The sequence below is a fragment of the Neorhizobium vignae genome (genome assembly GCF_000732195.1).
Lineage (GTDB): Bacteria > Pseudomonadota > Alphaproteobacteria > Rhizobiales > Rhizobiaceae > Neorhizobium > Neorhizobium vignae.
The window spans coordinates 166,344-178,613 of record NZ_JNNU01000006.1 but is presented as its reverse complement, the minus strand read 5'-3'; the positions used below and the strand labels follow the sequence as shown (position 1 = coordinate 178,613).

Genomic DNA, 12,270 nt, shown 5'->3' with positions numbered 1-12,270 from the left:
CTGATGTCGCTGACCGAAGATATCCGCCTGCTTTCGCAGGTCCCCCTGTTCCGGGACATGAACGACGACCAGCTGCGCCTCGTCGCCTTCGGTGCCGAGCGCCGGCAGGTGGCGACCGGCCAGCAGCTGTTTCGGGAGAAATCCCCGGCGGAATCGGCCTTCATCGTCGCCAGGGGCCGTTTCGAGCTGCTGATGGCGGATCGGGGCGGCGAGATGAAGGTCGAGGCCACCGTCGGGCCCGGTACGCTGCTGTCGGAGCTCGCCCTCGTCACCATGGTGGAGCGCAAGTTCACCGCAATTGCGATCGAGGATTCCGAAGCCCTGAAGATCAGCCGCTCGCTGTTCCACCGCCTGCTGGAGGAATATCCGCAGGTCGGCCGGGTGATTGAAAGCCGCATCCGCGACAATATCGCCAGCCTTGCCAAGGCGGCGGCGGCGATGCAGGACCGGTTTGCCTGAACTTCGAAGGAGCTTCGTCCTAGATCGTCGAGCCTCGTGTCTGGATCCTCGGGCCAAGCCCGAAGATGACGACCTTGATGCTCTTCAGGCGGAGATCACGGCACGGCACCGCCCCTTGTTTTCGTCATGCTCGGGCCTGACCCGAGGATCCAGACGCAACGTCCCACGTTGCATCAGAACTTGAACACCGCCGTCACCGGCACGTGGTCCGAAGGCTGGTTCCAGCCGCGGGCTTCCTTCAGCACGTCGATACGCTCCAGGAACGGCCCGAGATCAGGCGAGGACCAGATATGGTCGAGCCGCCGGCCCTTGTTCGCCGCTTCCCAGTCCTTGGCGCGATAGCTCCACCACGTATAGATCTTCTCGGGCTCGGGCGTGTACTGGCGCATCAGGTCGAGCCAGCCGCCTTTCGCGATGATCTCCTTCATACCCTCGGTCTCAACAGGCGTATGGCTGACGATCTTCAGGAGCTGCTTGTGCGACCAGACGTCGTGCTCCAGCGGCGCGATATTGAGGTCGCCCACCAGGATCGATGAAATACCGGGCATGGCATCGGCCTTTAGCGCCTTCATCTCCTCGATGAAATCGAGCTTGTGGCCGAATTTCGGGTTGATCGTCCGGTCCGGCTCGTCGCCGCCGGCAGGCACGTAGAAATTATGCAGACGAATGCGCCGCGAACCGCGCTCGAAGAGCGCCGAAATATGCCGGGCATCGCCGACATCGCAGTAGTTCTGGCGATGGTCTTCGAGAAGCGGCACCTTCGAGGCGATGGCGACGCCGTGATAACCCTTCTGGCCGTGGATGATGATGTGCTGGTAGCCGAGGTCCTTCAGCGGCTGCAGCGGAAACTCGGGCTCCTGGCACTTGATTTCCTGCAGGCAGAGAATGTCCGGCTTGTGGCGGACGAGGAACTGCTGGACGATCGGCATGCGCAGCCGCACGGAGTTGATATTCCAGGTCGTAATCGAAAATGTCATGATATTCCTCGGGGCTCTGCCGCGAGCTTTAGGGAATTTTGCGGTCCCTGAGAAGCAAAAAGGGCTGCGCAGTCAAGCGCAGCCCTTCATTGATTCCAAGCCCTGTCGAGGTCAGCCCTTACGGACGTCCTCATAGGGGATGATGAAGACCTTATCGTCGAGATTGACGCCGTTCTGGACGTTGTAGATCATCACGGACGTATCCTTGTTCTGGGCGTCGGTGATCGTCCATTGGCGCAGGTCGTAGGTCTTGGAATCGAACATCATGGTGATGGTCGAATCGCCGAAGACGGTCTTGTTGCCGAGCACGATCGTGGTGAGATCGGATTCTTCCTTGACGTCGCGGACCATCTGGTTGCCGAGGTCGATGCGGCTCGCGAGCAGCAGGCTGAGCGGCGTCTTGGAGAGCGGATAGATATCCCAGGTCTTAAGCTTCATATTGCCGATGACGACATTCTTGCCGTCGGCGATGACGCGGATCGGCGACGGATCCTCAAAGTTGAAGCGCAGCTTGCCGGGACGCTCGATGAAGAATTTTCCACCGGTCTGCTCTCCGCGCGGGCCGAACTGCACGAATTCGCCCATCATGGTTTTGACCGAGGAGAAATGGTCGGCGATTTTCTGTGCCGCCGCGCTGCCGGCGCTCTGGGCGAAGCCGAGGTTCGGCGCAAAGGCAGCCGCGGCCAGGCCCGCAAGACCCAGCGAAAACTGCCGGCGGCCGAGCGCGCTGGAATTGATGTCTGAAAGGATGGTCTTTTCGTTCTTCATTCTGGTCTCCTTTCGTTATTCCTCCGCACCAAAGGCGGCGGCTTCATGGCCGGCCCGTGGCGATCACGAAAGCCTTACCGTTCGAGGATGTCGGCCTCTGTCGGCACCAGGATTTCGCGTTTGCCGGCATGGTTGGCCGGCCCGATCAGCCCCTCCTGCTCCATCCGCTCGATGAGCGAAGCGGCGCGGTTGTAGCCGATGCCGAGACGGCGCTGGACATAGGACGTCGACGCCTTGCCGTCCCGCAGCACGATCGCCACCGCCTGATCATAGGGGTCGTCCGACTCCGCCAGATTGGACATGCCGGCCGGGCCGGCACCATCACCATCCTCGTCGTCATCGGCCGTGATCGCATCGAGATATTGGGGTTGCCCCTGAGTTTTCAAGTAGGCGACGATGTCTTCCACCTCCGTATCGGAGACGAAAGGTCCATGGACGCGCTGGATGCGGCCGCCGCCGGCCATGTAGAGCATGTCGCCCATGCCGAGCAGCTGTTCGGCACCCTGCTCGCCAAGGATCGTGCGGCTGTCGATCTTCGACGTCACCTGGAAGGAGATGCGGGTCGGGAAGTTCGCCTTGATCGTGCCGGTGATGACGTCGACCGAGGGGCGCTGCGTCGCCATGATGACATGGATGCCGGCGGCACGCGCCATCTGCGCCAGGCGCTGCACGGCGCCTTCGATATCCTTGCCGGCGACCATCATCAGGTCGGCCATTTCGTCGATGATCACGACGATATAGGGGATCGGCTGGAGATCGAATTCCTCCGTCTCGTACATCGCCTCGCCGGTATGGCGGTCGAAGCCGGTCTGCACGGTGCGGGTCAGCACCTCGCCCTTTTCCATCGCCTGCTCGACGCGGCTGTTGAAGCCGTCGATATTGCGCACGCCGATCTTCGACATCTTCTTGTAGCGCTCTTCCATCTCGCGGACGGTCCACTTGAGCGCGACGACCGCCTTTTTCGGATCGGTGACCACGGGCGACAGGAGATGCGGGATGCCGTCATAGACGGAGAGTTCGAGCATTTTCGGGTCGATCATGATCAGGCGGCACTTCTCCGGCGTGTAGCGATAGAGAAGCGACAGGATCATGGTGTTGATGGCAACCGACTTGCCCGAGCCGGTGGTACCGGCGACGAGCAGATGCGGCATCTTGGCAAGGTCGGCGACGACAGGCTCGCCGCCGATCGTCTTGCCGAGCGCCATGGCGAGCTTCGCCTTGCTGCCCTCGAAATCCTTCGAGCCGATCATTTCGCGCAGATAGACCGTCTCGCGGGTTCGGTTCGGCAGTTCGATGCCGATCGCATTGCGACCGGGAACGACGGCGACGCGGGCAGCGATCGCGCTCATCGAACGGGCGATATCGTCGGCAAGGCCGATGACGCGCGACGACTTGATGCCCGGCGCGGGCTCGAGTTCGTAAAGCGTGACGACCGGGCCAGGGCGGACATGGATGATCTCGCCCTTGACGCCGAAGTCCTCGAGCACGCCTTCGAGAAGCCGCGCATTCTGCTCCAGCGCATCGGCGGACAGCGAGGCGTCGCGGGCGACGGCCTTCGGCTCGTTCAACAGATGGACGGAAGGAAGCTGGAAGCCATCAGGCGCGATGAACGAACCCTGGGCTTCGCGGGCAACACGGGCGCTCGGCTTCGGCGGCGCAGCCGACGGCGCCACACGCTGCTGGACGCGGACGCCGTTGACGGTCTGCGGTGCGCGCGAGGCGACGAACGGCGCATCATCGTCCTCGTCGTCATCGGCCAGGATGCCGGCCGGACGCGGCGGCATGTCGTCCAGGTCGAAGGGCGGATCGTAGTCCTCGTCATCGTCATGGCGGGAAATCGGCGGAGCTGCCACCACCCGACGCGGCGAGGTGATCCGCTCGGCAGGACCATCGAGCGAGGGCTCCATGCGACGGCCGGGGGCAACGGGTGCCGCTCTCGCGCGGACCGGCTCGTTCAGCGTTCCGAACTCGTCCTCGTTGAAATCGTAGGGCTGGTCGAAATCCATCCGGCTGCGCGGCTTGATGCCGGCAAGGCGACGCAATCTGGCCTGGGCGATATACCAGTAGTGAGCGATGGCGCCGAACGCCAGGAAACCGGCAAACCGGTCCTCGTCGTCCTCTTCCTCGATCTCCTCGCGCTTGGAACGGGTTTTTGCGGCGGCAACCGGCTGGTCGTCGTCCTCGGCATCGTCTGCGAAGGCTTCGCCGACGAGGCCGGAGGCAAACAGCATCAGCCAGGCGCAGGGGATGATGAACAGGCAACCGAGCACCATCGCCACGGTGCCCGTCGGATAGGCGCCGACGAACAACGCCGGGAAGCGCAGGATCATGTCGCCGATGACACCGCCGATGCCGTTCGGGATCGGCCAGGTGAGCGGCGCGGGAAAGCAGCCCAATGTTGCGGAAGCGAGCAGCGTGCCGCCGCCCCAGGCCGCAAGACGCGCCGGAACGCGGTCGTATTTGCGCCCAGCGATCAATGCCAGGGCAAGAGCCAGCACCGGCAACAGGGCGACGAGGCTTGCAAGCCCGAGGAACTGCATCATCAGGTCGGCGAAGGCTGCCCCCGGAAAGCCGAGGATATTGGTCGGCGCATTGTCGGTCGCATAGGAGAAGCTCGGGTCGGCGACGTTCCAGGTGGCCAGCGCCGCAACCGCCAGCGCCAATGCGAGGAAGATGCCGAAACCGGCGAGTGCCAGCGCCTGGCGCCACACGAAGGCGGTGAGCACCAGGCGGGTGGACCGGTTTGCCATAGCCGCTGAACTGCTTCTGCCCATCGTGTCTGCCCGCCGTCCTTGAACGCAACTCCAAGCGCGAATCGGCAGCCTGAGAGCTGATTCACGCAATTCCAGCGGAGAATAGCGCGATGGTGGTTAATGTCCCTTTAACCAAACCGGGCCCGGCGAAGGCTGAAAACATGAATAAAAAAGCCCGGGTCGAAACCCGGGCCAATACAGCTTCCACAAAAAGCTGCGGCTTGATTATGCGGCGGCGGTCACCCGCCGCCGAGAACCGGTGATCAGGAGTGGTAAGCGGCTTCGCCGTGGGTGGCGAGGTCGAGACCTTCGCGCTCGGCTTCGACCGTGACGCGGAGGCCGACGATCAGATCGACGATCTTGTAGAGGATCGCGGAACCGATACCGGACCACAGTAGGGTGACGATGACGCCCTTGAGCTGAGCCCAGACCTGGGTAGCCGTGCCGGCATAGCTGGCAGCGAAGTCAGCCGTCGAATAGTCGACAATGCCTGCACCACCGAGAGCCGGGTTGACGAACACGCCGGTGAGGATCGCACCGATGATGCCGCCGATGCCGTGTACGCCGAAGACGTCAGCCGTATCGTCGTAACCGAACTTGTTCTTGACGGTCGAGACGAAGAAGTAGCAGACCGGCGAGACGATCAGGCCCATGATGATAGCACCCATCGGGCCGACGAAGCCGGCAGCCGGGGTGATCACGACGAGGCCGGCAACGGCACCCGAAGCAGCACCCAGCATGGAAGCCTTGCCGCGAGCGAAGGTTTCAACGAGGGCCCAGCTAACGATAGCGGCCGCGGTCGCAACGAAGGTGTTCATCATTGCAAGAGCAGCGTAGGCATTGGCTTCGAGGTTCGAACCGGCATTGAAGCCGAACCAACCAACCCACAGAAGCGCGGCACCGACCATGGTCAGCGTCATCGAGTGCGGAGCCATCATGTCCTTGCCGAAACCGGTGCGCTTGCCGACCATGATGGCGCCGACGAGACCTGCGATACCCGCGTTGATGTGGACGACGGTGCCGCCTGCAAAATCGATCGCGCCGAAGCCGAAGATCAGGCCGGTCGGGCCGGAATAGGCGCTCGGACCGCCCCAGAACCAGACCATATGGGCCATCGGGAAGTAGACGAAGGTGAGCCACAGGATGGTGAACAGGATGACTGCCGAGAACTTGATGCGTTCGGCAAACGCACCGATGATCAGCGCAGGGGTGATGGCTGCGAAGGTCATCTGGAAGCAGACGAAGGCGAGTTCCGGAATGGCGGCGCCCTTGGTGAAGCTTTCCGACATCGTCGTCGTATCGACGCCTGCAAGGAACATCTTGGAGAAGCCGCCGATGAAGCTGTTCATCGAGCCACCGTCAGTGAAGGCGAGCGAATAACCGTAGGTGACCCAGACAATCATCGCCACGGCGGCGATCATCATGACCTGCATCAGAACCGAGAGCATGTTCTTGGCGCGAACGAGACCGCCGTAGAACAGTGCCAGACCAGGCACGATCATCAGAAGGACAAGGATGGACGAAATCAGCATCCAGGTCGTATCGCCCTTGTCGACCGTCATGGCCGGAGCTGCGGCTGCAGCTTCAGCGGCCGGTGCGGCAGCCGTCTGCGCAAAAGCAACGGCGGGCGCGAGAAGCGCCGCAGCGGCGGCACCCAGGCGTCCCAGCGTGGAAATCCTATTAAATTGCATAGCTAAAAAACTCCCCTGTCGGCCCTGCTTAAAGCGCTTCTGTGTTGGTTTCGCCGGTGCGGATACGCACGGCCTGCTCGATCGAGTAGACGAAGATCTTGCCATCGCCGATCTGGCCGGTCTTGGCGGCCGAAGCGATCGCATCCACGGCCTTTTCGACGAGGTCGGAGGGGACTGCTATTTCGATCTTCAGTTTTGGCAGAAAACTTACGGCATATTCGGTACCGCGATAGATTTCGGTGTGTCCCTTCTGGCGCCCGTAACCTTTGACTTCGGTCACGGTCAGGCCCTGGATACCGACAGCCGTGAGGGCTTCGCGCACCTCATCCAGCTTGAACGGCTTGATAATGGCCATCACGATTTTCATCTGGCTTTCCCATCCTTTGTTTGTCCTCGGCCAAGGCCGACTCTCCTCATCGACGTCAAGATCATGACAGCGACTGGCGAGATACATTCAAGGGGCGTGCCAGTTTCGATCTGGCCTATAAGTTATTGAAATGTAAAGACTTACGACGCAGGCCTCAAAAAACGGGCATTTGGATGGCGCAAAGACGTCCAAAACTTGTGCAAAATTGGAAAATTGCACAAATATTAATCATTTGCCTTTTTCCGAATCAGTCCTTCCTGGGCGACCGAGGCGATCAGTGTGCCAGAACGGGTGTAAATGCTACCCCGGGTCATTCCGCGGGCGCCGGAGGCGCTCGGGCTGTCCTGCGTATAGAGGAGCCAGTCGTCGAATGTAGCGGGCCTGTGAAACCACATGGCGTGGTCGAGGCTCGCCGCCTGAAGCGTCGGATCGAAGATCGACGTGCCGTGGGGATAGAGCGACGCGTCGAGCAGCGTCATGTCGGAGAGATAGGCGAGCACGGCTGCCTGATAGTGGCGGTCGGACGGCACCTCGCCGACCGTCCGGACCCAGATGTCCTGCCGTGGTTCGAGCTTGTCCCTGGTGAGATAGTGCAAGAGCGAGGTGGGGCGCACTTCGATCGGCCGCTCCCGGCTCCAGTAACGACGCACGTTCTCCGGCGCCTTCTTGAGAAAGAGTTCCTTGAACTCCTTCTCGCCCATCAGATCTTCCGGTTGGGTCACCGAAGGCATGTCGATCTGGTGTTCGTAACCGCCCTCCTCCACTTGGAACGAAGCCGACATGGCAAAGATTGCCTTGCCGTGCTGCACCGCTACCGCCCGGCGGGTGGTGAAGCTTGACCCGTCGCGGATGCGCTCCACCTGATAGAGGATCGGAACGGAAGGATCGCCGGGACGCATGAAATAGGCATGCAGCGAATGCACGAAACGATCGACTTCCACGGTGCGCTGGGCGGCCATCAGGGCCTGGGCGATCACCTGCCCGCCGAATACCCGCTGCCAGCCGACATCCGGGCTGGTGCCGCGATAGATGTTCTCCTCGAGCTTTTCGAGGTCGAGCGTCGCAATGAGCTGTTCCATGGCGGAGGGGGATTCGGTCTGGCGCGACATTATGACGAACTCCGGTGATAGGAAGCGGCGTCAGGATGATCTATATCCAGGACATGATATTCTCAAGTCTCACAGGAGTTTAGGCAAATGCTGGACATGCTGGTTGTAGGAGGCGGTTATGTGGGTCTCGCCGCCGCTGTCGCGGTCAAGCAGGCGGCGCCGCATCTGCAGGTCGAGGTGATCGAGGCGGCTCCTGCCGGCACCTGGGAAAAGGACGAGCGGGCCTCTGCCATCATTGCGGCCGCGACCCGCATGCTGGACGTCATCGGCGTCTGGAACGAGATTGCCGTCGATGCCCAGCCGATCAACCGGATGGTCGTCACCGACAGCCGCACGTCCGATCCGGTGCGGCCGGTCTTCCTTACATTCGACGGCGAAATCGAGGAAGTCAGGCCGTTCGCCCACATGGTGCCGAACGTCGCCATGGTGAGAGCCCTGCGCGGTGCTGCCGAACGGCTTGGCATCACCATCCGCCACGGGCTTTCCGCCACCGGCTTCCACTCCGGCAGCACCCGTTGCACGGTGTCGCTCTCCGACGGCTCGACGGTCGAGACCCGCCTTCTCGTCGCCTGCGACGGTGTGCGCTCCAAGCTGCGCGACATGGCCGGCATCAAGACCGTCACCTGGGATTACGGCCAGTCCGGCATCGTCACGACGGTTGCCCACGAGCGGCCGCATGAAGGTGTGGCGGAAGAACATTTCCTGCCGTCCGGCCCGTTTGCGATCCTGCCGCTCACCAACAACCGTTCCTCGCTCGTCTGGACGGAGCGCACGAACGAGGCCAACCGGCTGGTCGCCTCCGACGACCTGGTGTTCGAGGAAGAGCTGCAGCGCCGTTTCGGCCACAAGCTCGGCGAACTGACGGTGGTCGGCGGCAAACGCGCCTTCCCGCTCGGCCTGACGCTCGCCCGCGCCTTCGTGGCACCGCGCGTCGCCCTTGCCGGCGATGCGGCGCACGGCATCCACCCGATTTCCGGCCAGGGCCTCAATCTCGGTTTCAAGGATGTCGCGGCGCTGGCGGAAACCGTCGTGGAAGCCGATCGTCTCGGCCTCGATATCGGCGCGCTCAACGTGCTGGAGCGTTACCAGTCCTGGCGGCGTTTCGATACGTTCCGCATGGGGGTCACGACCGACGTGCTGAACCGGCTGTTCTCCAACGATATCACGCCGATCCGCATCGCCCGCGACTTCGGCCTTGGCATTGTCGAAAAGCTCCCGAAGCTGAAGACCTTCTTCATCGACCAGGCGGCCGGAAAGAGCGGCCAGGATGGCCCGAAACTGCTGGCGGGCGAGGCGATTTAGCTCACCTCTTCTCTGGCTCAGGAGGTAAAGCGCATTTTTCGCGTGCTTACGTTTGGATCCTCGGGTCAAGGCCCGAGGATGACGGAGTGCGTAGAACCGATCAGCGAAAGAGGAAGCGCTGCGACCCTCTCTAAGGCGCCTTAGGCACCTGCAGACTCACCTCTCCGTCGTCGTCCTCGGGCCTGACCCGAGGATCCAGACAGAGACAACGGAGAAACGTTGTCTCTCCCAAGCCGACCAAACCTCAGTCCTCGATCTTGCGGGCCTCGGAAATCAGCATGATGGGGATACCGTCGCGGATCGGGTAGGCGAGCTGCGCCTTCTGGGAGATGAGCTCGTTGGTCTCCCGGTTGAGGGACAGCCGGCTCTTGGAGAGCGGGCAGACGAGCAGGTCGAGCAGTTTGGGATCGACCTTGCTGAGTTTCTCGTCCATGGACTTCAGCCTTACTGGAGCATGGTGTCGGAATCGCCGAAATCCCGCGCGAGCAGGATTTCCGTGATCGCGATCAGCGTTTCGGCGCGGGTCCGCAGGTCTGGCGCTTCGAGAAGAGCCTGTTTCTCCGCAGGTCCGAAGGGTGACATCATCGACAGCGAGTTGACGAGCGTGCGGTTGCCGGCGCGCTCGACGCTTTCCCAATCCGCCTCCAGCTTGTTGGCGTCCAGATAGGCGCGGAAAACGCGCAGCAGCTCGGCGCGATCGACCGTACCCTCGTCGTCCTCGGTGGAGAGGTCCGTCATCATCGGTGCGATCTTGAATGTGCGGTAGGGATGGCCCGTGCCGACTTCTTCGATGAGCCGGAACCGGCAGATGCCGCTGATCGAGGTGATGTAGCGCCCGTCGCCCGTCTCGGCAAAGGAGGTGATGCGGCCGATGCAGCCGACCGTCGAAAGGGCCGCGCGCGGACCCTCGGCAGCTTCGCCGGATTCGAGCAGCGACGGCTGCACGATACCGATCAGCCGGTCACCGGCGAGCGCCGCGTCGAACATCGCAAGATAACGGGGCTCGAAGATGTTGAGCGGCAGCTGTCCGCCCGGCAGAAGCAGTGCGCCGGTGAGAGGGAAGACAGGAATAGTCTCCGGCAGATCCTCGCGCTTCAGATATCTTGCGTTTCCCACATGCATGGGTCCGACACCTCCCAGAGGATCACTGGCCAGACGACCGTCGGCCAAGACCAAAGATTCGCCGCAACGAATTATGTGGGGCGCCTACCCGAGAACGCAAGGCCAATCCTCGGGGATTGGCGCCCGCCTCACGAAAACAGGTCCGGGCTCACGAAAACAGGATGGAGGAGAGGCGGCGGCGGGCGGCGATGGTCGCCGGATCCTTCGGACCCCAGACATCAAAGAATGCCAGGAGCTGACGGCGGGCGCCGTCGTCGTCGAACGTGCGGTCCTTGCGCATGATGGTCAGCAGGTGCTCGGCAGCCTTGTCGCGTTCGCCCTGGACGTTGAGGATCTTGGCGAGCTTCAGGCGGGCGTCGTGGTCGTCCGGATTAGCATCGAGCTGGCGCTCCAGCGCTACGGGATCGCCGAGCTTGCGGGCTTCCTCGATCTGCTCGAGCTTCTTGGCAACCGCCTGGACCGCCGGTTCCTTGGCAAGCTCTTCCGGGAGAGAGGCGAGCATCTGGCTGGCGCGAGCCGTCTCGCCCATGGCGATCAGGCACTGCATCATCCCGGCGGCAGCCTTGGGGTTTTCCGGATCGGCCTGCAGGACGGCGCCGTAAAGCTGGGCGGCTTCCTGGATTTCCCCGCCGGCAAGCAGGGTGTCGGCCTCGACGAGCGCCGCTTCGATCTCGGCAGCCTGATCGGCGCCGGGAGGTCCGGCAAGCTTGTCGATGAACTGGCGAACCTGGCTTTCCGGGACGGCGCCCATGAAACCGTCGACCGGACGGCCGTCGACAAAGGCGATGACCGCCGGGATCGACTGGATGCCGAGCTGGCCCGGGATCGACGGATGATCGTCGATATTCATCTTGACGAGCTTCACCCGACCCTGGCCTTCGTTGACGACCTTTTCGAGTACCGGCGTCAGCTGCTTGCACGGGCCGCACCAAGGCGCCCAGAAATCCACCAGCACCGGCTGCCGGCGCGATTCCTCGAGAACGTCCTTGGTGAAACCGGCCGTGCTCGTATCGGAGACGTAACCCCCTGCAGGAGCCGATGCGGCGGGTGCCGCGCCAAAACTTGCCGAGGCGGTCATCTGTCCGCCGTAAGAACCACCATAGGGGTTATTGCTGCCGCTCATGAATGTTCTCCCGGGAACGCTTCGCATCTTCGCCGTCTAGGCTGCAAAGATCGTATGTCAGTCTGTTACTTTCAAGACAAGCGGCGCATGTCCGGTCGCCTCCAGAAAGCGGATGAGATCGCCGCGCCCGATCGACGTCGTGGCATCGTTCGACAGCGGATGGCCGTTGATGATGTCCTGCTTCATCAGGTCTTCGTCGAGCACGAAGGTAACATTGCGCCCGGTATCGTTGAAGGCGCCGAACACCGTCACCGAGCCGGGAACCACGCCCAGATATTCCAGAAGCATTTCCGCCCGCCCGAACGAGACGCGGCTCGACGCTCCGATCACCTTGTGCACGGTCTTCAGGTCGACCGTCGCGCGCTCCTCGACCGTCAGGACGAAATACTGGTCCTTTTTGTCCTTCACGAACAGGTTCTTGGTATGGCCTCCGGGGATCTCGTCACGCAGGCTTTCGGATTCCGCCACGGTGAAAACCGGCGGATGTGTCTTTGTCGAATGCGGAATATTCAGACTGTCGAGGAAACGGAAAAGATCCTCGGCGGTTTTCGGCTTTGTCTCTGTCATGCTGATGGAATTGGCTCTGTTGGCGGGGCGGG

General features: G+C 62.3%; 12 protein-coding genes. 2 read left to right on the top strand and 10 right to left on the bottom strand.

The window, feature by feature from the left end; all coding sequences use genetic code 11:
* Positions 1 to 3: 3 nt before the first annotated feature.
* Positions 4 to 459 (top strand): cyclic nucleotide-binding domain-containing protein, encoded by a 456-nt coding sequence (locus tag GQ59_RS11955; protein ID WP_037081404.1) that lies wholly within the window; start codon positions 4 to 6, stop codon positions 457 to 459.
* Positions 460 to 632: 173 nt separating this feature from the next.
* Here the strand turns inward: GQ59_RS11955 and GQ59_RS11950 are convergent, their stop codons facing one another.
* The 6 genes from GQ59_RS11950 to tesB form a co-directional block, all read right to left on the bottom strand.
* Positions 633 to 1,436 carry an exodeoxyribonuclease III gene (locus GQ59_RS11950; RefSeq protein WP_037081402.1) on the bottom strand — a complete coding sequence of 268 codons (804 nt, stop codon included), beginning with the start codon at positions 1,434 to 1,436 and terminating at the stop codon, positions 633 to 635.
* A gap of 111 nt (positions 1,437 to 1,547) precedes the next feature.
* Positions 1,548 to 2,204 carry an outer membrane lipoprotein carrier protein LolA gene (locus tag GQ59_RS11945; protein ID WP_037081401.1) on the bottom strand — a complete coding sequence of 219 codons (657 nt, stop codon included), beginning with the start codon at positions 2,202 to 2,204 and terminating at the stop codon, positions 1,548 to 1,550.
* 74 nt (positions 2,205 to 2,278) lie between these two features.
* Positions 2,279 to 4,978, bottom strand: a complete 2,700-nt coding sequence (locus tag GQ59_RS11940; RefSeq protein ID WP_037081399.1) for an FtsK/SpoIIIE family DNA translocase — start codon at positions 4,976 to 4,978, stop codon at positions 2,279 to 2,281.
* Between the two features lie 242 nt (positions 4,979 to 5,220).
* Positions 5,221 to 6,648 carry an ammonium transporter gene (locus GQ59_RS11935; protein ID WP_037081398.1) on the bottom strand — a complete coding sequence of 476 codons (1,428 nt, stop codon included), beginning with the start codon at positions 6,646 to 6,648 and terminating at the stop codon, positions 5,221 to 5,223.
* A gap of 28 nt (positions 6,649 to 6,676) precedes the next feature.
* Positions 6,677 to 7,015 carry a P-II family nitrogen regulator gene (locus GQ59_RS11930; RefSeq protein WP_007773854.1) on the bottom strand — a complete coding sequence of 113 codons (339 nt, stop codon included), beginning with the start codon at positions 7,013 to 7,015 and terminating at the stop codon, positions 6,677 to 6,679.
* A 224-nt stretch (positions 7,016 to 7,239) separates the two neighbouring features.
* Complete coding sequence (tesB, locus tag GQ59_RS11925; RefSeq protein WP_037081397.1) at positions 7,240 to 8,124, bottom strand: acyl-CoA thioesterase II; 885 nt, start codon at positions 8,122 to 8,124, stop codon at positions 7,240 to 7,242.
* A gap of 87 nt (positions 8,125 to 8,211) precedes the next feature.
* Between tesB and GQ59_RS11920 the strand changes: the two genes are divergently transcribed.
* Positions 8,212 to 9,426, top strand: coding sequence for a ubiquinone biosynthesis hydroxylase (locus GQ59_RS11920; protein WP_037081396.1), 1,215 nt, complete (start codon positions 8,212 to 8,214; stop codon positions 9,424 to 9,426).
* A gap of 244 nt (positions 9,427 to 9,670) precedes the next feature.
* Here GQ59_RS11920 and GQ59_RS11915 read toward each other — a convergent pair whose 3' ends face one another.
* The 4 genes from GQ59_RS11915 to GQ59_RS11900 all read right to left on the bottom strand — a co-directional run bounded on the left by GQ59_RS11915 (position 9,671) and on the right by GQ59_RS11900 (position 12,238).
* A complete protein-coding gene (locus GQ59_RS11915) occupies positions 9,671 to 9,859 on the bottom strand; it encodes a Trm112 family protein (protein ID WP_037081395.1) in 189 nt (62 codons plus the stop codon).
* A gap of 11 nt (positions 9,860 to 9,870) precedes the next feature.
* On the bottom strand, positions 9,871 to 10,548 hold the full coding sequence (locus tag GQ59_RS11910) for an LON peptidase substrate-binding domain-containing protein (protein ID WP_037081394.1): 678 nt from the start codon (positions 10,546 to 10,548) through the stop codon (positions 9,871 to 9,873).
* Between the two features lie 148 nt (positions 10,549 to 10,696).
* Positions 10,697 to 11,671, bottom strand: coding sequence for a thioredoxin (gene trxA / locus GQ59_RS11905; protein ID WP_037081393.1), 975 nt, complete (start codon positions 11,669 to 11,671; stop codon positions 10,697 to 10,699).
* 57 nt (positions 11,672 to 11,728) lie between these two features.
* Entirely contained in the window at positions 11,729 to 12,238 is a 510-nt protein-coding gene (locus tag GQ59_RS11900) for a prolyl-tRNA synthetase associated domain-containing protein (protein ID WP_037081392.1), read from the bottom strand.
* Between the last annotated feature and the right edge of the window lie 32 nt (positions 12,239 to 12,270).